This is a genomic window from Actinocorallia aurea (assembly GCF_054783995.1).
Genome location: NZ_BAAGPQ010000024.1, coordinates 128,875 through 150,414, shown reverse-complemented (window position 1 = coordinate 150,414; position 21,540 = coordinate 128,875). Strand labels below are relative to the sequence as shown.

General features: G+C 70.5%; 14 protein-coding genes and 1 other RNA gene. 4 read left to right on the top strand and 11 right to left on the bottom strand.

Translation table 11 applies throughout. The annotated features are described in order from the left end of the window. Positions 1 to 457: 457 nt before the first annotated feature. Complete coding sequence (locus ACYVOM_RS27740; RefSeq protein WP_460306461.1) at positions 458 to 1,807, bottom strand: acyltransferase family protein; 1,350 nt, start codon at positions 1,805 to 1,807, stop codon at positions 458 to 460. Between the two features lie 353 nt (positions 1,808 to 2,160). Here ACYVOM_RS27740 and ACYVOM_RS27735 point away from each other — a divergent pair, with 353 nt between their 5' ends. Then, positions 2,161 to 2,994 (top strand): hypothetical protein, encoded by an 834-nt coding sequence (locus tag ACYVOM_RS27735; RefSeq protein WP_460306460.1) that lies wholly within the window; start codon positions 2,161 to 2,163, stop codon positions 2,992 to 2,994. Positions 2,995 to 3,062: 68 nt separating this feature from the next. On the opposite strand, the gene ACYVOM_RS27730 is transcribed toward ACYVOM_RS27735, so the two are convergent. From ACYVOM_RS27730 to ftsE, 8 genes are all read right to left on the bottom strand, one after another. Then, positions 3,063 to 5,180, bottom strand: a complete 2,118-nt coding sequence (locus tag ACYVOM_RS27730; RefSeq protein WP_460306459.1) for an acyl-CoA dehydrogenase — start codon at positions 5,178 to 5,180, stop codon at positions 3,063 to 3,065. Positions 5,181 to 5,267: 87 nt separating this feature from the next. Beyond that, a complete protein-coding gene (locus tag ACYVOM_RS27725) occupies positions 5,268 to 6,179 on the bottom strand; it encodes a hypothetical protein (protein WP_460306458.1) in 912 nt (303 codons plus the stop codon). Positions 6,180 to 7,460: 1,281 nt separating this feature from the next. After that, positions 7,461 to 7,833, bottom strand: a transfer-messenger RNA (tmRNA) gene (gene ssrA / locus ACYVOM_RS27720). Between the two features lie 120 nt (positions 7,834 to 7,953). After that, positions 7,954 to 9,909, bottom strand: a complete 1,956-nt coding sequence (locus ACYVOM_RS27715) for a penicillin-binding transpeptidase domain-containing protein (RefSeq protein WP_460306457.1) — start codon at positions 9,907 to 9,909, stop codon at positions 7,954 to 7,956. A 1-nt stretch (position 9,910) separates the two neighbouring features. Next, a complete protein-coding gene (gene smpB, locus ACYVOM_RS27710; RefSeq protein ID WP_460306456.1) occupies positions 9,911 to 10,387 on the bottom strand; it encodes an SsrA-binding protein SmpB in 477 nt (158 codons plus the stop codon). A gap of 19 nt (positions 10,388 to 10,406) precedes the next feature. After that, the gene (locus ACYVOM_RS27705) at positions 10,407 to 11,297 is read right to left on the bottom strand and encodes a S41 family peptidase (RefSeq protein ID WP_460306455.1); all 891 of its coding nucleotides are present in this window, start codon (positions 11,295 to 11,297) and stop codon (positions 10,407 to 10,409) included. Positions 11,298 to 11,306: 9 nt separating this feature from the next. Then, positions 11,307 to 12,212, bottom strand: coding sequence for a permease-like cell division protein FtsX (gene ftsX, locus ACYVOM_RS27700; RefSeq protein WP_460306454.1), 906 nt, complete (start codon positions 12,210 to 12,212; stop codon positions 11,307 to 11,309). Positions 12,213 to 12,224: 12 nt separating this feature from the next. After that, the gene (ftsE, locus tag ACYVOM_RS27695) at positions 12,225 to 12,914 is read right to left on the bottom strand and encodes a cell division ATP-binding protein FtsE (protein ID WP_460306453.1); all 690 of its coding nucleotides are present in this window, start codon (positions 12,912 to 12,914) and stop codon (positions 12,225 to 12,227) included. Between the two features lie 154 nt (positions 12,915 to 13,068). Here ftsE and ACYVOM_RS27690 point away from each other — a divergent pair, with 154 nt between their 5' ends. Beyond that, the gene (locus tag ACYVOM_RS27690; protein WP_460306452.1) at positions 13,069 to 13,254 is read left to right on the top strand and encodes a hypothetical protein; all 186 of its coding nucleotides are present in this window, start codon (positions 13,069 to 13,071) and stop codon (positions 13,252 to 13,254) included. A gap of 52 nt (positions 13,255 to 13,306) precedes the next feature. Here the strand turns inward: ACYVOM_RS27690 and prfB are convergent, their stop codons facing one another. Beyond that, positions 13,307 to 14,428 carry a peptide chain release factor 2 gene (prfB, locus tag ACYVOM_RS27685; protein ID WP_460306451.1) on the bottom strand — a complete coding sequence of 374 codons (1,122 nt, stop codon included), beginning with the start codon at positions 14,426 to 14,428 and terminating at the stop codon, positions 13,307 to 13,309. Between the two features lie 95 nt (positions 14,429 to 14,523). On the opposite strand from prfB, the gene ACYVOM_RS27680 reads away from it, so the two are divergent. Both ACYVOM_RS27680 and ACYVOM_RS27675 read left to right on the top strand, forming a co-directional pair. Next, positions 14,524 to 15,537 (top strand): hypothetical protein, encoded by a 1,014-nt coding sequence (locus tag ACYVOM_RS27680; protein ID WP_460306450.1) that lies wholly within the window; start codon positions 14,524 to 14,526, stop codon positions 15,535 to 15,537. 73 nt (positions 15,538 to 15,610) lie between these two features. Continuing rightward, a complete protein-coding gene (locus ACYVOM_RS27675) occupies positions 15,611 to 16,546 on the top strand; it encodes a hypothetical protein (protein ID WP_460306449.1) in 936 nt (311 codons plus the stop codon). Positions 16,547 to 16,713: 167 nt separating this feature from the next. Here the strand turns inward: ACYVOM_RS27675 and ACYVOM_RS27670 are convergent, their stop codons facing one another. Further along, a complete protein-coding gene (locus ACYVOM_RS27670) occupies positions 16,714 to 21,519 on the bottom strand; it encodes an NAD-glutamate dehydrogenase (RefSeq protein ID WP_460306448.1) in 4,806 nt (1,601 codons plus the stop codon). Positions 21,520 to 21,540: the final 21 nt, after the last annotated feature.

The following is a 21,540-nucleotide window of genomic DNA, read 5'->3' as shown; positions in this document are numbered from 1 at the left end:
CGCCCCCGCGCCGACCGCCGCCGCGACCACCCGGTGGGAGGCGAGCTCCCGGACTGCGGAGGTCAAGACGACGACGGGCGGCTACCTGACCGTCCCGGAGAACTACAACGCGGGCTGGACGGCGGCCCTTGACGGCGTGACTCTGCGCCCGGTCGTCCTGGAAGGCTGGCGGCAGGCCTGGGAGCTGCCCGCCGGATCGTCCGGCACCGTCGAGCTCACCTACGGCCCCGACCGCGCCTACCGGCTGTCCCTCCTGGCCGGGCTGGGGCTCGTCCTGCTCGTCGCGCTGCTCGCGGCCCTGCCCGGACGGCCCGGCGCGCCCGCCCGGCGACCGGGGGACCGCGATCTGCGCTGGGGCGGCGCGGCCTTCGGCCTGTGGACCGCGGGCCCGCTCGGCCTTGCCGCGGCGCTCGCCGCCCTAGGGGCGGCCAGGCTCACCAGGGCCGGACGGCGCGGCCTAGGGCCGCGCAGGCTCCCCGACGTGCTCCTGGTCGTCCTCGCGGGCCTCGCCGCGGGCTCCACCGTCCTGGCCGCCTATCTCTACCCGCGCGGCCTCGCCGTCCTCTACGGGCCGCTCACCGAGCAGGTCCCGGCCGTCCTGTGCGTCCTGCTCGCGGTGCTCCTGCTGACGCCCGCGCCGCCGCCGCGCGAACCGCTGCGCGGGCTGTTCGACGAAGACGTGGCTGAGCACGGCGAGCATCAGCCCGAACAGCAGGGTGACCGACAGGACGAGCCAGAAGTCGAACGCGTACATGTCCCGGCCGGTGAGGCGGTACCAGCCGTCGATCACCAGTGAGTGCCAGAGGAGCAGCCCGTAGGAGACGAGGCCGAGCTGCCGCATCACCGGGTTGGCCAGCAGCAGGCGGGTGAGCGGCTGCTCGGGGGCGAGCGCGGCGGGCGCGACGATCGACGCGGAGACGACGACGGCGATCACGACGAACAGCGTGTACTGGTTCGCGGTCTGCCCCGAGTGGAGCGAGGTCACCAGCGGCGTCGAGCCGAGCGCCATCAGGCAGATCGCGACGACCCAACCGATGCCCGGGGAGCTCCCCACCGCGGCGCTGAACCGGTTCGGCCGCTCGGCCAGGACGGCGAGGGCCATGCCGACGGCGAAGTACATCAGCGATCTGGGCAGCAGGTGCTCGTTGTAGAACAGGAAGATCATCGGGTCCTGCCCGAAGATCGTGCCGAGGAGTTCCAGCCGCCGCACGACGAACGTCTCGGCCACCGACAGCGCGAACAGGACGCCGATGCCGAACAGCAGCCGGCGGGAGTCGCCCCGGGCGAACCGGCGCAGGCCCGCGGCGAGCAGCGGCAGCAGCAGGTAGAAGCCCACCTCGACGGTGAGGCTCCAGATCGGCCCGAGCGCCACCGGCCCGGACGCCCCCAGCTCCCATTCCGGGTGGAGGTCGTAGGTGTGGCCGAAGGTGATCATCTTCACCCAGAACCAGAGGTTCCCGGCGTGGTCCCCGTTGAACAGGAGGATCCCGAACGGGAGCATCACCCAGTAGGCGGGCAGGATGCGCAGCGCCCTGCGGCGGAGGTAGTCGAGAGTGCGCGGGGAAGGCGCCCCGGCCAAGGCGGCCCGCGCGTACGGGCGGTACAGCAGGTAGCCGGAGAGCGTGAAGAAGATAGGCACGCCCACCGAGAACATGTTGAGGATCCGCCACTGGACGTCGGGCAGGGTCAGCATGGCGGTAGGACCTGCCACGTGGATGACGACGACCAGGGCGATGCCCAGGCCGCGGAGGCCGTCCAGCGCGTCGAGGTGCCCGGTGGACGCCCGGGACGGTTTCGCTTCGGCCACGTCACCTCGTTCGCTCGAAGGCCGGGCGCCGAGGCCGGGAGCGGCCTTGGCGGGGATTCGGACCAGTCTGCCCTGTGACGGCGAGTGCCGCGGACCTTCCGGGCGACGCGCCGACGCCCGGTGGCAGCCTCTGTCATGTTGCGATCTGGCATCGCATCAGAGAGCACAGGCCGCCCAGCCGCCCCGTCGGTTGTCCGCCGAGTACTGTTTCCCGGGACGAGGTATCTGAATTCGGTACTCTTCCGGCACCATTTCCTGGGCGCGCTGTCCGCAAGAGGCCGATCACGGCAAGCATTGTTACCAACGGGTCATGTGGTGTTGAATCGGTGCCCAGACCCCCCAGGAGGAACACCGTGGATCGTCGTACCGACCGCACCGTCGGCCTGGTCACGATCGTCGCCATGGCGTTGATCCCCGCCGCCGCACTCGGCCTGGTGCGCAGCGGTGCGGTCTTCGACGGCGGCACCCCGTCCGAGACGGCGCTCGCCCCCGTCTCGGAGGACTACCCCGGCGCGCCCAAGCCGCTGAAGACCCAGAAGACCGAGGCGCCCGCCGCCCCCGGGGCCGCGCCCGCCGTCCCGGTGGCGCAGCCGCAGCCCCCGGCCCAGACCGGCCCGCTGCCCGCGCAGCTCACGTCCTTCGACCGCCAGATCGGCACCCTCCGGATCCTGCCGACGGGCACCGAGCAGATCCAGGAGCAGGCGGAGTTCACGCTCAAGCCGAAGTTCACGATGAAGTCGACGAGCGTGCGCAGCAAGCTCAACGGCGAGAAGTGGAAGAAGGTCAGCACGACGGTCGTCACCGTCAACGGCCGAACGATGACCACGAAGGTCGGCGACCAGCCCGCCGAGCGTGAGAACCTCACCACCGCCCAACTCGACGAGCTGAAGCGGGAGGCCGACCCGCGCTTCCTGACCCGGCAGATCAAGAAGACCCCCGGCGTGTACACGCAGTACGACAAGAAGTCGAAGATGTACAAGCACACCATCGACCTGACGGCGGGCGGCAACTTCATCCAGTACCTGCCCGAGGACGTCGCCGCGCTCATCCCGGACGGCGTCGAGCTCATCGGAGCCAAGCTGGAGGCCTACTCCGACGCCAAGGAGCACCTGGTGTACGCCTCCCTCAACGGCGCGAGCACCATCGGCGCCGTCGGCATCGGCGTCCTCCACACGAACATGAAGTAGGCGGTGAGCGCCCTCCGGGCGGCCGCTCGGGACTGCCCGGAGGGCGCTGCAGGACCGGTCCGGACCTCCTACGCGTCCCGCGGCAGGCCGAGGATGCGTTCGCCGATCACGTTGAGGTTGATCTCGGTGGTGCCGCCGCCGATCGTCATCGCCCGCGACGCCAGCAGGTAACGGGTCCACCGGGTGCGCAGCGGGCTCTTCCAGCCGCCGGTCAGGACGCCTTCGTCGCCGAGCAGCTCGTAGCCGAACTCCGTCACCCGCTGGCCGTGCTCCATCGCGACGAGCTTGCGGACGGTGGCCGTCGCGCCCGGGTCGGTGCCCGAGAGCTGCTTCATCGTCGCGCGCAGGCCGAGGAGCTGGAAGGCGTGCTCGTCGGCGGCGAGCGCGCCGAGGCCGCGGCGGACCACGGGGTCGTCACCGAGGCCCAGCTCGTCGATCAGCCGGACCAGCTTCGGCAGGTCGCCGCCGAGCTGGAACGACGAGGTGAGGCCGACCCGCTCGTTCGCGAGGGTGTTGCGGGCGACCTGCCAACCCGATCCGACGGGGCCGACGACGAGGTCGTCGGGGACGAAGACCTCCTCAAGGAACACCTCGTTGAAGACCGCGTCGCCCGTCGCCTCCCTGAGCGGCCGGATCTCGACGCCCGGCGCGGCCATGTCGACGAGGAAGTAGGTGATGCCCTCGTGCTTGGGCGCGTCGGCGTCCGTGCGGGCCAGGCAGATGCCCCAGGCCGCCTCGCGGGCCAGGGACGTCCAGATCTTCTGGCCGGTGATCAGCCAGCCGCCCTCGGTGCGCTCGGCGCGGGTGCGCAGGCCCGCGAGGTCGGAGCCGGAGCCCGGCTCGGAGAACAGCTGGCACCACAGGAAGTCGCCGCGGAACGTCGGCGGGAGGAAGCGCTCCTTCTGCTCCTCGGTGCCGTACTGCACGAGCGACGGCACGACCCAGGCGCCGATGAGGAGCGGCACCGCCTTCACCTTGGCGGCCTTCAGCTCCTGGGAGATGACGACCTGCTCCAGCGCCTTGGCGTCGCGGCCCCAGGGCCTGGGCAGGTGCGGGGTGACCCAGCCGCCTTCGGCCATCGCCTTCCTGCGCGCGGTCTCGTCGAGCGCGGCGAGGTCGGCGACCTGCGCCCGGATCTCGGTGCGCAGCGCCTCGGCCTCGGCGGGCAGCTCCAGCGCCATCTCGCGGCGGACCCCGGCGAGCGCGAGCGCGGCCAGGCGGTCTTCCGGGGAGTTCGCCTTGTCGCCCTTCACCAGCGCGCGCAGGGTGAGCGCGCGGCGGTACACGAGGTGGGCGTCGTGCTCGTAGGTGTAGCCGATGCCGCCGTGGGTCTGGATGTTGTCGGACGCGCAGGAGACCGCGGCGTCGGCGGCGAGGACGGCCGCCGCCTCCACGGCGTAGGGGTCGAGGGAGCGGGCGGCGTCCCAGACCGTCGCCCTGGCCCGCTCGACGAGGACCTGCATGCGCGCGAGCTTGTGCTTGACGCCCTGGAACTGCCCGATGGGACGGCCGAACTGCTCCCGCAGCTTCGCGTAGGCCACGGCGTCGTCGAGGGCGCGTCCGGCGACACCGCAGGCCTCCGCGCCGAGGATCACGGCGGCGAGCGCGCGCACGTCGCCGACTCCTTCGACGGGCGGGGCGGTGACGTTCTCGACGGTCACGGACCCGATGCCGCGGGTGAGGTCGAGCGCCTCCTGCGGGGCGACGGTGACGTCGGCGGCGTCCAGGAGGACCCAGGCGCCGTCGACGGGCAGCAGGAACAGGTCGGCGCCCTCGCCGGCCAGGACCGTGCGGGCGGTGCCGGAGACCGTGCCGCCGTCGCGGACGAGGTCGGCGGTCAGCGCGACGGCCGCGGTGCGGGACCCGTCGGCGAGGCCGGGCAGCACCTGCGCGGCCACCGAGGAGTCCGCGAGCAGCGCCGCCGCGAGGACCGTGGGGGTGTACGGGCCGGGGACGAGGCCGCGGCCCAGTTCCTCCAGCGCCACCGCGAGTTCTACGAGGCCGAAGCCCTGCCCGCCGTGCTCCTCGGCCACGTGGAGGCCCAGGAGGCCCTGCGCGGCGAGCGCGGCGGAGAAGGGCGGGAGCGGGCGCCCGGCCCGCACCTCGGCGTCCTCGACGTGCCGCGCGACGAAGCCGCGGACGGACGCGGCAAGAGCCTCGTGCTCCTCGTTGAGACCGATCGCCAATGAAACCAGCTCCTCACCAGTAAAGATAAGGAGCAGGTTACTAGAATCTGATTCGGTGGACTGGGCGGGCCGGTCCCCGATCCCGGATCAGCCGATGCGCAGGCCGTCGACGACCGCGTTGATGTCGGGCCACAGCTTCTTGGCGGTGTTCGGCATCGACATGAACAGCAGCGACGGGCTCTTCTTGCCGGTGTCCACGAGCGCGGTCACCACGATCTCGCTCTTGGCCCTGATCGGCGTCCGGTCGAAGCTGTACTGCGAAGCCACCAGCCAGCCCTTGCCGCCGTCCAGGTTCAGCTCCTGGGAGGCGATCGGCTTGTTCTTGTGCGGGAACGAGTAGAGCTGGGCCTCAAGGCCCGCGGCGACGAGCTCCGTCTTGTCCTGGAGGGACGTGCCGGACCCGGCGAGCCGCTTCTCGACCGGGCCGAGCGGCTTGGACAGGATCGTCCCGTACCAGAGCTGGGTGCCCTTCTGCTCCGTCACCATGATCTGCTGCCCGGACCAGCCCGCCTGGAAGAGCTTGTTCTTCTTCGTCGGGACCGTCCACTTGCCGCCGAACGCCGGGTAGGTCAGGCCGGAGGCCTCGTCCGCGACCGCGCCGGCGACCGGGGACCCGGTGCCCTTGAACCGGCGCAGCTCCTGGAGGGGCTGCTGCGCGGCGGGATCCTTGGTCAGCTTCGGCGCGGGGGCCTGGGTCGTCACCGAGGGTCCGACCCTGGCGTCGTCCTCGGCGGCCGAGTCCTCGCCGCCCAGCACCAGGAAGCCGAGCACGGCGAACGCGGCGAGGGCCACGACGCCCACCCCGGCGATGAGGTAGGTGCGGCCGCGGTCGCGGCGCATCTCGTTCTCGTCGAAGCCCGCGTTCTGGACGCCGGCCTGCTTGTTGGCCTCGGTCTCCTCGCGCATCCAATCGGGCATGCGCCAGTTCCCGCTGGAGGGGATGCCCGCCTTGACGGGACCGGCCGGCCCGGACATGTCGACGCCCGCGTACCCGGCCACCCCGGGACCGTCGTCCAGCCCGCCGAGGTCCTCAGCCTGGCCATCCGATTGCGGATGTCCGGAATCGGAGTATCCGGCCGACTCCGCGGCGACGACCGCTCGCTCACCGGACGCACCCGCGCCACCGGCGCCACCAGCGACGACCTCATCGCGATCGGCGGCGTCAGCGCCGACCACCGGATTCTCGGCACCAGAACGGGTAGGCTCGGCGAACACCGCCTGCGGTCCCGTCCGAGGCTCTACGGCCTCGCCACCCTCACTGCGCACGGCGCCACTTTCGGCCTCGTTTTCCGGACGCCCCGAAAGCTCCCCCTGATCGGACATGCGGCACAGGCTACGCGAAGATCAAGATTCTGGACGCCGCGAGTCGATAACAACTTAGAACCCCCCTCCCCCACACCCCCCAAACCCCCCATAACCCTCACCCCAAGTGCCCAACAACACACCCCACACCCCCCACCACCCGACGACACACCCACCCCAGACATCCCCCGCTCCCGTCCCATCTATCCCAGCAACCCCACCCCCAACACCACACTCACCCAAGCCCACAAGGCGGGCCCGCCACGAAACGCGCAGCGAAGGCTGAGCCCCGGCACTCCACGGTGCCCCGAGCCCACAGGGACCGGCAGGCCACGAAAGCGCGGCGAAGGCGGCCGACGCGTCCCTAGCCCCGCGACGACGGTCGCTGAGGGCGGGGCCCTGAGAGGTGGGGCCCTGGGAGGGGAGGGGCTGTGGTCGTGCGCGGGCAGCGGTCCTTGACGGCCCCGACGGTGTATCGAGGTTCCCGCCTCCGTCGTGGGACCTCGCCCATCGCCCCTCGCCCTCTTGAAATGGTGAGCGGGTCGAGGAGGCGTCGCCGGGGCAGAAGGGGGCGGGGATCGCCTCGGAAGGGCGTCCACTGACGCGGGGGCCGACCTGCCTGCACGGGAGCCGAGCAGCCTGCATTTGAGTGCTCATGGCGAGGGCGCAGGGTCGCGACGGGGACGCTGCTGCCGACCCCGTTCGTGCCCGCTTCGCCGGAGGCCTCGGGTCTCGCCCAGAGCCGGGAGAGCCACGGGTGAGGGCGAGGCCAGGGCCAGGTTTGCGGCAGGCGGCGGCAGGCGGCAGGCAAACGAAAACGCCCTTCCACAGGAGTGTGGAAGGGCGCAACCGTCACGGGGGCGTGGGGGTCTCCCCCACATCGGGGGGTTCGGGGGGTCGCCCCCCCGATGAGACCGGAACGAGCCGTGGGAGCGCGCCCTAGGCCGAAGGCCAGGGCGCGTGAACACGGCTCGTCACTCGTGGAGGTGCAGGGAATCGAACCCTGGTCCTACAGCAGTGAGACAGGTCTTCTCCGGGCGCAGCCTTGCTTGGCGTTTTCTCAGCCCCAGTGCTCTTGCAGGCTAGTCACTGACAGGCTCAGTCGCTGTTTGGTTTCCCCACCTCCCCCGCGACCGGGGCGGTGGGTTGAGTCTCCTAACGATGCCGGATCCTAGGTCGGAGACTCTCCTAGGCCGACAGAGTCGCTACTCGCCTCAGGCGGCGAGGGCGAACTCAGTGCGCTTAGAGTTGGCACTTATTGGTTTGCGATCTCGGGATTTACGAGGTCGTGATCGCAACCCTCGGCCCGCTTCTCCTGGCACGACTACCGCAGTCGAAACCAGTCACCCCCATGTTCAGTTATCAACAACTCGATCCTATCCGGTGAACACCGCAGGTGCCAACGGCATTCCCGGACGGAGGCGGCCGGAGCCCGTCCGTCCGGGGTCGGCCCGGCCGGATCGGGGTCCGGTCAGGCCTCGTCGGTGGGGATCCCGGTGCCGTCGCTGGGGATGGTGGCCGGGGCGTTGATGAAGGCGGAGGCGATCTGGGCGGCGTTGACGTCGCCTTCGACGGCGAGGGCGATCCCGTACTGGTTCTGGTAGTACCCGAAGAACCAGGAGACGACCTTGCCGTCCTCGCCGGTGACGGTGTCGGCGAGCCCGCCCTGGAACTTGCCCGCGGCCTTGGCGCTGCCCTTCCCGACCCCCAGCTTCATGATCTTCTGGAGCTCGTTGAGCATGCTCGGTTCGACGAACCGGGGGGTGATCGCGGCGGTGCTGGGCGGCGGGTCCTGGATGAGCCGGGGCTCGCGCCAGGTCCCGTTCTGCAGGGCCGCCGCGAACAGCGCCATGGTGAGCGGGCTGACCTTGACGGCGCCCTCTCCGACGGCGAAGCGGGCCTTGTCGGCCTCGGTCTGGGGGGTGAGGCCTTCGGACTTGGCGTGCTTGACGTTCGACAGGGCCCAGGAGGTGCCGGCGTCGAGGCCGAACGTCTGGAGCGCGCCCGAGAGCGCGGTGGGGCTCGCGGCGGCCCCGTCTCGGGCGAGGGCGGTCCGGCAGCCGGTGGCGATGTTCAGGCCGAGGGTCGACTTGGTGCGCGGCTTGGACTCGGAGAACAGGGCGCCGCCGACGGTCTCCTCCTCAGTGCACTCCGAGGCCGTCTCGGACGTCTGGTTCTCGGCCATCAGGGCCGCGGCGATGACGGGCGAGAAGGTCGTGCCGGGCGAGTACAGCCCTTCGAAGGCGAGGTTCTTGCCGCCGGTCATGTGGTTGGCGGCGGCCTGCACGTCGCCGGTCTGGCTGCGCACCACGACGAGCGAGGCGGGCTGACCGAGCGCGCGCAGCGCGTTCTCGGCCTTGGCCTGGATCCTGCGGTCCAGGGTGGTGCGGACGGGCATGGGCTCGCGCGGCGTCAGGTCGTCCTGGCCGGCGGTGGCGACCTCGGCGTCGGCCTCGCTGAAGTCGCGGATCTCCGTGCGCTTGGTGCCGTTGGCGTCGAGGATCACGACCTTGACGGCCGGAAGCCCCGCCAGGCGCCGCTGGAACAGCAGCTGGAGCCCGGACGAGCCGACGGTGTCCCCCGGCTGGTAAGGCGCGCCGACCTGGCTGAGGACGTCCATGGTGGCCGGGCCGACGACGCCGAGGAGCTGCTCGGCCTGGACGGGCTGGGTCTCCATGGGCTTCGTGCGCAGCTGCACGCCGGGGACCCTGCGCAGCTTGCGCGCGCGGGGGTCGCCGTTGGGGAGCGCGGCGAGCTGGAGGAACTCGCGCGGCTTGGCGGAGGAGATCCGGCCCTTGAGGCGGTCCTTGTCCTGCTGGGTGATGGCGCCGATGCCGTCGACGGTCGCCTCGATGTCGGTGAGCTGGTCGGGGATGACGCCGAAGACGTCGGTCTTGACCGTCTCCAGCATCGTGCGGCCCTTGTTGTCCTGGATCACTTCCCGGTTCGGCGACTCGCTGATGACGGCGAGCCGCTCGCCCTCCCGGAGCCCCGGGTGGATCACCGACGGGCTCCAGACGACCTTCCACACGCCGCTGATCCGTTTGAGGTTCATCTGCCCCTGGTACTCCAGGGGCCGGCCGTTCTCGCCGAGGTCGATCCGGACCTGGAAGCGGGCCGCCGCGGTGTCGTCGCCGGTCTTCTCGATGCGGCCCTCCTCCTCGGGGCCGCCCGGGGTGCTCTCGGGCCGCAGCCGCAGCTTCAGGGAGACCGCGTCGAGCTGGGTGCTCACGCCCTCAAGGGCCTTCGCGACCTTCTCGGGGTCGCCGGTGGTGTGCTCGGCGGCCGCCTCGTAGTTCCTGACCTGCCAGGCGACGAGGAAGTCCTTGACCGTCGTGAAAGGGGAGGCCTGGGCGCACGCCGACAGCAGCCCGGCGAGCATCACCCCGACCGTCGAAGCCCCGACGACCCTGCGTGTCCTGCTCACTTCACCGACCCCGGTTCCGCGCCCTGAGCTGCCGGGCCATCTCCCGGTCGGCCTCACGCTGGGCGATGGTCTGCCGCTTGTCATGCGTCTTCTTGCCTCGGGCGAGTCCGATCTCGACCTTGGCCCTGCCGTCCTTGAAATACAGGGCGAGCGGGATGAGCGTCAATCCCGGTTCGTTCGTCTCTTTGAGGATCTTGGTGATCTCACGCCGGTTCAGCAGGAGCTTGCGGGTCCGGCGGGCCGTGTGGTTGGTCCAGGTGCCCTGCGAGTACTCGGGGATGTGGATGTTGTAGAGGTAGACCTCGCCGTGCCCGTCGACCGCGGCGTAGCCGTCGACGAGGGACGCGCGGCCCTGGCGCAGCGACTTGACCTCGGTCCCGGTGAGCACCATGCCCGCTTCCCAGGTGTCCACGATGTGGAAGTCGTACCGCGCCTTCTTGTTCTGGGCGATGTACTTCTGGCCCTGCTCCCGAGGCACTTGCTCTGCTCTCCCCTACCTAGGCTCCGGACAGTCCTGCGAGGACGGTCCGGGCGCGCTCTTCTGCGTCCGACTGCTCGGCCGCCACATCCGGTTCGACACCGGTCCCTTCGAGGTTATGGCCGTCGGGGGTCTCATAGCGACCCACGGTCAGTTCCACCGCCGAACCGTCCGGCAGCCGCACCGGCTCCTGCACCGTCCCTTTCCCGAATGTCGGTGATCCTACGAGCACCGCCCGGTCCCGGTCCCGCAGGGAGCCCGCGACGACCTCGGCGGCGCTCGCAGTGCCTTGGTCCACCAGTACGACGACGGGAACCCGCGCGTCGCCGGGAGATGTGACGGTGATCACCTCGGGTCCGGAGGTGTTGCCGTCGTAGACGACGACGGGCCCGTCCTCAAGGAAGGCCGAGGCGGTCTCGACGGCTTCGGTGAGCAGCCCTCCGGGGTTGCCGCGCAGGTCCAGCATGACCGCGGAGCTGCCCGCCACCCCTTCGCGCACCCGCTGCCCGACGCCGCGGGTGAACACCGCGACCCGGATGACGGTCAGGTCGGCTTCCCGCCGGACGCTCACGTCATCGCTCTCGGGCTCGGGATCGACGACCTTGCCCTCGCCGGCCAGCCAGGTGGTGAAGTCGGTGAACTCCTGCGGCGGGTAGTAACGCGCCCAGGGGTCGCCGAGTTCCCGCACCATCGCCATCAGGGCCGCCTGCCTCAGCCGGGTGCGGCTGACGGGGCCTTCGGCGGCCGCGGCGAGCGCGTCGACCGCGTCGTCGAGGACCCTGCCCTCGCCGTCCGCCGGACCCGGGACGCCCGTCCTGGCGGGCTCGACGGACATCGTTCCGAGCGCGTATGCGCCGAGCAGGGCGGCCACCACGGCCGCCCCGCGCGCTGACCGCCGAGGCCTGGACACCTCAGCAGCTTAAATCTTCAGGTAGCGCCGGAGGGTCAGGAACGAGGCACCCGCGCACAGCAGCACACCGACGGCCATCGAGAAGATGATGACGCCCGCGACCTGGGTCCAGGTGAGCTGGGTGGCGAACTGGAGCGAGTCCTGGAGCCGGTCGATCAGCAGGATCTTGCTGCCGACCAGCAGCAGCGCCGCGATCACGCCGCCGACCACGCCGGCGATCGCGCCTTCGAGGATGAAGGGCAGCTGGATGTACATGTTGGACGCGCCGACCAGCCGCATGATGTTGGTCTCCCGGCGTCGGCTGAACGCCGACAGCCGGACCGTGTTGCCGACGATCAGGACCGCCGCGAACACCTGGATCAGCGCGATGAAGAGCGCCGCCCACTGCAGGCCGCCGAGGATGCGGAACAGCTTCTCCAGCAGTTCGCGCTCGTTGACGATCTGGTCGACGCCCGGGCTGTGGTCGGCGGCGCTGATGACCGAGCTGAAGTCCGACGGGTCCTTGAGCCGCACCCGCAGGGAGTCGGGGATGTCGCCCTCCTGGACGGCGGCGATCATGCCCGGGGTGTTGGCGAACAGCTCCTGGAAGCGCTCGAAGGCCTGGGTCTTGGTCTCGTACTCGACCTCGGCGACCTCGGGCAGCGAGTCGAGCGTCGAGATGAGCTCCTCGCGCTGCGCCTCGGTGGCTTCCTTCTTCCCGCACTCGGTGTTCGAGCTGGTCTTCGCGCACAGGTAGATCGAGACGTTGACCCGGTCGTACCAATAGGTCTTGGAGGAGTCGACCTGCTTCTTCAGGAGCATGCCGGTGCCGAACAGCGCCATGGCGATCGCGACCGTGATGACGAGGGAGATCGTCATCGTCAGGTTGCGGCGCAGGCCGATCCAGATCTCCTGGAACACGAAGTAGAGTCTCATCGGGGAATTTCCTCAGTAGGCCTGGCCGTAGACGCCGCGCGACTGGTCCCGGACGACCCTGCCGTCCTCCAGCTCCACGACGCGCTTGCGGAAGGCGTCGACGATGGCGGCGTCGTGCGTGGCCATCACCACGGTGGTGCCGGTCCGGTTGATCCGGTCGAGAACCTTCATGATGCCGATGGACGTCGCCGGGTCGATGTTCCCGGTCGGCTCGTCGGCCAGCAGGATCATCGGGCGGTTGACGAACGCGCGCGCGATGGCCACGCGCTGCTGCTCGCCGCCGGAGAGCTCATCGGGCATCCGGCCCTGCTTGCCGTCGAGGCCGACGAGGTCGATGACCTCGGGGACGACCTTGTTGATGAAACGGCGGGGCTTGCCGATGACCTCGAGGGCGAACGCGACGTTCTCGAAGACGTTCTTGTTGGGGAGGAGCCGGAAGTCCTGGAAGACGCAGCCGATGCGGCGGCGAAGATGGGGGACCTTCCAGTTCGTGAGCTTGTTGAGGTCCTTGCCTGCGACATAGACGCGTCCTTGGGACGGGCGCTCTTCCTTGAGCACCATGCGCAGGAACGTCGACTTGCCCGACCCCGACGGGCCCACCAGGAAGACGAACTCGCCCTTTTCGACGGCGACGTTGCAATGCTGGAGGGCAGGCCGGTTCTGGTTCGGGTAGACCTTGGTGACGTTGTCGAAATTGATCACGGCTGCATCACGGTGCGCCAGTCTAGGGGCTGATGGGCCACGGTGTCCCCCTCGGAGTTGGCTCTGGAGCAGTCTAGGGGTGACACTGGCATGGATAGTCCTTCTTCCGGACATCTGATTCGGCTCGACGACACCGAAGCAAGGGAGGCGCACCGTGAGCTGTGAACACCTCATCTGCGCCCGCTGCGCGCACCCCGTGGAAGAGGGCAACTGCCCGGTCTGCCGGGCCTCTCGGGCCCGCTTCCACCACCACGGCCCGAGCCCTCAGCAGGTCATGATCCTGTGCGCGCTGCTGCTGCTCCTGGCCTTCTCACTCGCCCTGCCGCACCTGGCGGGCTGAGCGGAGCGCGGTCGGCCGCACCGCGCGGCCGACCGGTTTCAGATGCCTTGGGCTAGTTGTCGCCCTCGCCGGCCTCGGCCTTGCGGAGCCAGCGGATCTCGGCCTCCAGGAACTCATCGATCCAGCCGTCGAGGACCCGCTCGGGGTTGCCCTCCTCGTGCAGCGTCCGCAGGTCCTTGACCATCTGGTACGGGTGCACGACGTAGGAGCGGATCTGGGTGCCCCAGGAGCTGGTGCCCTCGCCGCGGAGCTTGTTGAGCTCGTCGGCCTCCTCCTGGCGCTTGCGCTCCAGCAGCTTGGCCTGCAGGACGTTCATCGCCGAGGCGCGGTTCTGCAGCTGGGAGCGCTCGTTCTGGCAGGAGACGACGATGCCGGTCGGCAGGTGCGTGATGCGGACCGCGGAGTCGGTGGTGTTGACGCCCTGCCCGCCGGGCCCGGAGGACCGGTAGACGTCGATGCGCAGGTCGTCCTCGTTGATCTCGACGTGGTCGCTCTGCTCGACGACGGGCACGATGTCCACGCCGGAGAAGGAGGTCTGCCGGCGGCCCTGGTTGTCGTACGGGGAGATGCGGACCATCCGGTGCGTGCCGTGCTCGCCGCGCAGGGTGCCGTAGGCGTAGGGGGCCTTCACGGCGAAGGTGGTGGACTTGATGCCCGCCTCTTCGGCGAAGGAGGTCTCGTAGATCTCCGTCGGGTACCCGTGCCGCTCGGCCCAGCGCAGGTACATCCGCTGAAGCTGCTGGGAGAACGCCGCGGCGTCGACGCCGCCGGCCTGGGCGTTGATCGACACCAGCGCCTCGCGGGCGTCGTACTCGCCGGACATGAGGGTGCGGACCTCCAGCGAGCGCAGGTCTCCCGCGAGGGTCTCCAGCTCGGTGTCGGCCTCGGCCTTGGTGTCGGGGTCGTCCTCTTCTGCGGCCATCTGGTAGAGGACTTCGAGGTCCTCCAGCCTGCCGCGCAGCGCCTCGACCTTGCCCAGTTCGCTCTCCAGGCTGGAGAGCTTGCGGGTGACGCTCTGGGCGTGCTCCTGGTCGCTCCACAGGTCCGGGTCGGCGGCCTGGTCGCGCAGTTCGGCGATGTCGCGCCGCATGATGTCGAGATCCATCACCGCCTCGATGCCGGTGAGCGTCGCGCCCAGCTCCTTGATCTGATCCATGGGGTCGATGGCTGCCACGCGTCAAGCTTATCCGGCTGCCGCGGCGCGCCGGGCGGTCCGGGGTGGTGGCACAATCTGACGCCAGTGGCCGTCAAGATTCGGAAGGGGGCGCCGTGCGGATTCCGGTGATCTGCGCCGCCACCCTGCTGCTGGCCTCCGCCTGTTCCGCGGGCCCCGCCGAGCCGCGCCGGTCCTCCGTGCCGATGGCCGCCACCAGCGCCGACACCCCGCTGACGCCGGAGAGCGCCGCCGCGGCGTTCCACGCCTGGACCGTCAACGACGACCTCGCCCGTGCCTCGGCCGACGGCCTTCTCGCCCAGGCGTGGTCGGAGGACTCCCAGCTCGCGGTCGGCGCCGCGGAGTTCCGGGCGGCCGCGGCCGCCGGGAAGACGCCCGCCAGGCACGCGTACGGCAAGCCGGTGCTGTGGGTGCCGCGGCTGACGGGGTATCCGCAGTGGTTCGTCGCCTCGGTGGAGCGGGACGGGGCCAGGACCCTCATGGCCTTCATCCGCAAGAGCCCGGAGGCGCGGTTCCGGCTGAGCCTCGCGGTCGAGCCGGGCAAGGGCGTCAAGGTGCCCAAGGTGCCCGTCGACGACGAGGGCTACGCCGCCCAGGTGGGCTCGGCGGACCAGAAGGGCCTGCTCACCAGCCCTGGCGCGGTGGCGTCACTCCAGGCGGCGGTGGCCGACGAGGGCCCGAAGAGCTTCTCGGCCCGGGTCCTGAAGGAGGGTCCGTACACGACGGGCCTGTTCAACGCGCACAGGAAGGCCGCGCAGAAGGCGGCGAAGGACGGCCTTGAGCTCAGCAGCACGTTCACCGTGCCGGTCCAGCCCGTGTTCGCGCTGCGCGCCTCGGACGGTTCGGTGCTGGTCCTTTACCCGCTGACCCGCGACACCTCGACGATCCGGGAGAACGCCTCGGACACCTCGCCGGTCCCGGTGCCGAAGGAGTACCGCTACCTCCTGCCGGCCGGCGGCGTGTCGCCGACGTTCGGGACCGGTGGGCTGCACGAGATCGGCAGCCTCCAGTTCGCGGCCGTGGTGCCCGTGTACAAGGGCGGGGACGAGCGCCCCAAGGCCGCCGTGATCGCCCATGGCGGGGCGGTCACCCGGATCAATTCATCCTGAACGCAGTGTGATCGGCCAAGTACTGTGCGATGCTTCCGGGCGACGCACAGTCCATCACCCAGCGAGGCCCTTCATGCGCACTGCGTACACGGCACTGGCCGTTCTCCCGCTCATCCTCAGCTCCGCCTGCGGCGGCGGCGCGGAAAAGGCCGCCGACGCCGACGCGCCACCCGCTCTGACCCTGGACCAGGCGAAGACGGTCCTCAGCTCCTACCAGACGACCTCGGCGAAGGCCGCGGGCTCCCTGAACGCGGCGCTGCTCACCCCGGTGGAGACCGGCGCCCAACTGGAGATGGACACGGCTGCCTACAAGCTGCTCAAGGCCAACGACAAGAAGGCCCAGGCGGTGACCTACGCCGACCCGACCTACTACATCCCGCGGATCGCCCAGGGGCAGTCGCGCTGGTTCGCGGTGGACGCCCAGTCCGGCACCGACACCCGCCACGCGCTCCTGTTCGTCGAGGAGGGCGACGGCGCGTGGAAGCTCGCCGCCGACCCGCAGCGCAAGGAGGCGACCCCGCTCAAGGGCATCACGCTCGACGACGCCGGGTTCGCCGAGTCCGCCGTGGACGGCCTCGCGCTCCAGCCGACCGAGCTGGCCGACGCGCACGCGGCCCTCCTGACGAACGGCCCGCAGGCGGCCGAGGCGGCAGGGCTCGCCGCCGGTCCGCAGACGACCGACACCTACGCGATGATCCAGAAGATCGACACCGGGCTGAGCCAGGCCAAGGTCGACTTCTCGACCACGTTCGCGCCCGCGGGCACCTCCGCCTACGCGCTGCGCACCGACGACGGCGGCGCCTTCGTCTGGTACGTGCTGCGCCAGGAGGAGAAGTACAAGGGCGACAAGGTCCCCGTCGCGGGCGACCTCGTCGGCCTCGCGCCCAAGGGCAAGGTCAAGAACCTGACCGCGACCACGCTGATCCAGTACCTCGCCACCGTGCCGACGTCCGGCGACGCGCAGGTGACCGCGGTGAGCCGCAAGGCGGTGGAGGCCACCTCCTCCTGACGGGCCGGCCCCTCCCGAGGGAGGGCGGCAGGCCCGGTGCCGGACCTTCTTCCGGCCCCCGGCGCGCCGGCACGGGGCGTCAATGACCGCTGCCCCGCTCCGTGTCGGCGTATGTATGCGAAGGGCGCCCCTGGATGGGGGGCGCCCTTCGTGCTGTGCGGGGACGGTCAGTCGGGCAGGGTGCTCGCCCGGACCAGGGTGCGGATCGCGCGCAGGGCGACCGAGAGGGTCGCCAGGTCGTAGCTGTCGCTCTCCCAGATCTCCGAGAGGGTCTGCCCCGCCCGGTTCACCGCCGCCTGGTTGCGGAGGTTCCACGCGGCCACCCGGGCCTCGGGGTCGCCGGTCGGGGTGTTCGCCAGAACGTCCCTGGCGAGTTCCGCGTGCGCGGCGTACAGGTCGTCGCGCAGGGCCGAGCGGGCCGTCGCCTTCCAGCGGTCGTCGCGCGGCAGCGCGAAGATCCGCTCGCGCAGCCGGGCGAGCTGGAGCCGGTCGCCGAGGTCGAAGTACACCTCGGCCACCTCCTCCACGGGCTTGCCCGTCTCGTGGGCGACCTCCACGAGGTCGAGCGTGGAGTAGGCCGCCACCATGATCGCGGCGCGTTCGGCGAGTTCCGTCGGGACGCCCCGCGCGATGTACATGTCGCGGCGCTCGGCGAACCCTTCGAGGTCCCGCCCGGACAGCAGGCCGGGCATCGCCGTCTGGAGGGTGCGGGCGCCCTCCTGGAACCGGGCGATGGAGGCCCAGATGTCGAACGGGGGCCGCCGGTTGGCGACCAGCCAGCGGGTCGCCCGCTCGGTGAGCTTGCGCGCCTCCAGCAGCAGCTTGGTCTGCGCGGACTGCTCGACCGACCCGCCCAGTGCCTCGACGTCCGACCAGTACCGCTGGAGGTCGAACACGTCGCGCGCCACCAGGTAGGCCCGCGCGAGGTCCGCCGCGGACGCGCCGGTCTCCTCGTTCAACCGGAAGATGAACGTGGTGCCCGAGTTGTTGACGACGTCGTTCACCACCTGGGTGGTGATGATCTCGCGGCGTAGCGGGTGCTCGTCCATCGCCTGGCGGAACCGCTCGCGCAGCGCCGTCGGGAAGTACTGGACGAGCCAGTCCTCCAGGTACGGGTCGTCGGGCAGGGTCGAGTCGGTGATCTCGTCGTCGAGCGTCAGCTTGGTGTAGGCCAGCAGGATCGAGATCTCCGGGGAGAACAGGCCCTGCCCGGCCTGGCGGCGCTCGGCGATCGTCTTGTCGTCGGGCAGCGCCTCGAGCCGCCGGTTGATGCTGCCTTCGCGCTCCATCTTGCGCAGGTAGCGCGCGTGGACGTGCATCATGCTCGCGGCCTGCGCACGGGCGGCGCCGAGGACGACGTTCTGGCGGTGGTTGTCCTGCAGGACCATCTCGCCGACCTCGTCGGTCATCTCGTCCAGGAGGGCGTCGCGCTGGCGGAGCGTCAGGTCTCCGTCGCGGACCGCCTTGTCCAGCAGGATCTTGATGTTCACCTCGTGGTCGGAGGTGTCGACGCCCGCGGAGTTGTCGATGAAGTCGGTGTTCACCAGGCCGCCCTGGCGGGCGAACTCGATCCGGCCGAGCTGGGTGAGGCCGAGGTTGCCGCCCTCGCCGACGACCTTGCAGCGCAGTTCCCCGCCGTCGACCCGGACCGGGTCGCCTGCCTTGTCGCCGACGTCGGCGTTACTCTCGGTGGAGGCCTTGACGTAGGTGCCGATGCCGCCGTTCCACAGCAGGTCGACCGGGGCCAGCAGGGCCGCGCGGATCAGCTCGAACGGGGTCAGCGCGGCCACGCCCTCGGGGATGCCGAGCGCGGCCCGGATCTGCGGGGTGATCCTGATCGACTTGGCCGTGCGCGGGAACACGCCGCCGCCCTCGGAGACGAGGGAGGCGTCGTAGTCGGCCCAGGAGCTGCGCGGCAGCGCGAACATCCGCTGCCGCTCGGCGAACGAGGTGGCCGGATCCGGGTCGGGGTCGATGAAGATGTGCCGGTGGTCGAAGGCGCACACCAGCTTGATGTGCTCCGACAGCAGCATCCCGTTGCCGAACACGTCGCCGGACATGTCGCCGATGCCGACGACGGTGAAGTCCTCGGTCTGGGTGTCGCGGCCCAGCGAGCGGAAGTGGTACTTGACCGACTCCCAGGCGCCGCGCGCGGTGATGCCCATCGCCTTGTGGTCGTAGCCGACCGAGCCGCCGGAGGCGAACGCGTCGCCGAGCCAGAAGCCGTAGTCGGCGGCGACGCCGTTGGCGATGTCGGAGAACGCCGCGGTGCCCTTGTCCGCGGCGACGACGAGGTAGGTGTCGTCGCCGTCGTGCCGGACCACGTCGGGCGCGGGCACGACCTTGCCGTCGACGAGGTTGTCGGTGAGGTCGAGCAGACCGGAGATGAACTCCTTGTAGCAGGCGATGCCGTCGGCCAGCCACTGGTCGCGGTCGATCGCGGGGTCGGGCAGCTTCTTGCCGACGAACCCGCCCTTGGCGCCGGCCGGGACGATGACGGTGTTCTTGACCGCCTGCGCCTTGACCAGGCCGAGGATCTCGGTGCGGAAGTCCTCGCGCCGGTCCGACCAGCGCAGGCCGCCGCGCGCGACGGTCCCGAACCGCAGGTGGACGCCCTCGACGCGGGGCGAGTAGACGAAGATCTCGAACTTCGGCCGCGGCTCGGGCACCTCGGGGATGCGGGCCGGGTCGAACTTCAGCGACAGGTAGGGGCGGCCCTGCCAGAAGTTGGTGCGCAGGGTGCCCAGGACCATGTCGTAGAAGCTGCGCAGGATGCGGTCCTCGTCGAGGCTGGCGACCTCGTCGAGCATCCCGGCCAGTTCCTCGGCGATGGCGTCGCTGCGCTCCTGCGCGCCCTCGGTGAGGGACGGGTTGAGCCGCGACTCCCACAGCCGGACCAGCAGCCGCGCGATCGCGGGGTTCCCGCGCAGCACGTCCTCGATGTAGTGCTGGGTGAAGGCGGTGCCGATCTGGCGCAGGTACTTGGCGTAGGCGCGCAGCACCATGGTCTGCTGCCAGGTGAGCCCGGCGTGCAGGACGAGGGCGTTGAAACCGTCGCTCTCCACCTCGCCGCGCCACAGCGCCATCAGCGCCTCCTGGAACAGGCCCTTCAGGCGGCCCTCCTCCACGTCCGTGACGGAGTGGCGCAGGCCGAGGTCGTAGATGAAGAACCTGTGGCGGTCGGCGGTGCTGATCTCGTACGGCCGCTCGTCGACGACTTCGACGCCCATGTTCTGCAGCAGCGGCAGCACGTGCGACAGGGAGATCGGCTCGCCCCGGTGGTAGATCTTCAGCCGGATCTCGCCGGGCCCCGCCTCGTACGGCTCGTACAGGCTCATGGTGGTCTCGGCGGCCTCGTCGAGGGCGTCGAGCCTGCAGAGGTCGGCGACGGCCGTGCGGGCCGGGAAATCGGCCTTGTAGGCCTCGGGGAAGGCGTCCCCGTACCGGGCGGACAGCGCGCGGGCCGGCTCCTCGCCGACCTGCGCGACGATCGCCTCGGCCAGATCGTCCGACCACGAGCGGGTCGCGGCCGCGAGGCGGGTTTCCAGCTCGTCGGGGTCGACGTTCGGGAGGTCCCGGCCGCGCTCGCCGCGCACCACCACGTGCAGGCGGGCGAGCTGGCCCTCGGTGACCTGGGCGCTGTAGTCGACGGCGACGCCCTCGAACGCGCGGCGCAGGATCTCCTGGATGCGCAGCCGGATCTGGGTGGTGTACCTGTCGCGCGGCAGGTAGACCATGCACGACATGAAGCGGCCGTAGTCGTCCTTGCGCAGGAACAGCTTGACGCGGCGGCGCTCGCGCAGCCGCAGCACGCCCGTGGCGATCCGGACGAGGTCGTCGACCGACGTCTGGAACAGCTCGTCGCGCGGGTAGTCCTCCAGGATCTCGATGAGGTCCTGGCCGTCGTAGGACTCCGGGGTGACCTCGGCGCGCTGGAGGACCTCGTCGAGCTTGCGCTTGAGGACCGGGATGTGCGAGATCGACTCGGAGTAGGCGACGTGCGTGAACAGCCCGAGGAAGCGCCGCTCGCCGACGACCTCGCCGCTCTCGAACCGCTTCACCCCGATGTAGTCGAGGTAGTGCGGCCGGTGGACGGTCGCGCGGCTGTTGGCCTTGGTGAGGATGAGCATCTTCGGCTCGCGCGCCTTCGCCCTGACCTCGGGCGGCATCGCGGCGAAGCTGCCGGACTCCTTCTTCTCCTCGCGCAGGATGCCGAGGCCGGTGCCCGGCACGGGCACGAGGATCGTGCCGTCGTCGGAGAGGTCGTAGTCGCGGTAGCCGAGGAACGTGAAGTGGCCGTCGGCGAGCCAGTCGAGCAGTTCGACGCCTTCGGCGATCTCCTTCTCCGGCAGCGGCGGCGGGTCCTCCCGCACGTCGAGCGCGATCTGGCCGGCGAGCGACTGCATCATCGGCTCGTCCTCGTCGGCCATGTAGACGTCCTTGAGGACGCGCTCCAGATCGGCCTTCAGCTCGGCCAGCATCTCCGGCTCGGTGGTGCGGTCGATCTCGATGTGCAGCCACGACTCGTCGACGTCGTCGAGGATGTCGCGGCTGTGCCGGAAGCTGATCAGCCTTCCGTCGGCGTCGCGGTCGACGCCCATCAGCGGGTGGACGATCAGGTGGACGGCGAGCCCGTGCCGGTTCAGCTCCATGGTGAGCGAATCGATCAGGTAGGGCATGTCGTCGGTGACCGCCTGCACCACACTGTGCCCGGGGTCCCAGCCGTATTCCTCCACGCCGGGCGTAAAGACCCGCAGCAGGGTCTGGCCCGGCTTGCGCCGCTCGCCGAAGTGGCGGTGCCCGAGGGCGGGCCCGCACACGTCGGCCGGGTCGCGGGGCAGCAGGTCCTCCGGGGCGACCTGCCGGTAGTACAGCCTAAGGAAGTCCTCGACCTGCTCGACCTCGCGCGGTTTGGCGCAGGTCTGCGCCGCCCGGCGCAGCAGATCGTCCTTGGCTTCGTCGAGTGTGCCCATGGTCGGCAGCGTTTCCCTTCA

Coding starts and splice junctions, on each gene's coding strand:
- ftsX (WP_460306454.1), bottom strand. CDS start 12,212: ATGAGACTCTACTTCGTGTTCCAGGAGATCTGGATCGGCCTGCGCCGC.
- ACYVOM_RS27675 (WP_460306449.1), top strand. CDS start 15,611: ATGCGCACTGCGTACACGGCACTGGCCGTTCTCCCGCTCATCCTCAGC.
- ACYVOM_RS27670 (WP_460306448.1), bottom strand. CDS start 21,519: ATGGGCACACTCGACGAAGCCAAGGACGATCTGCTGCGCCGGGCGGCG.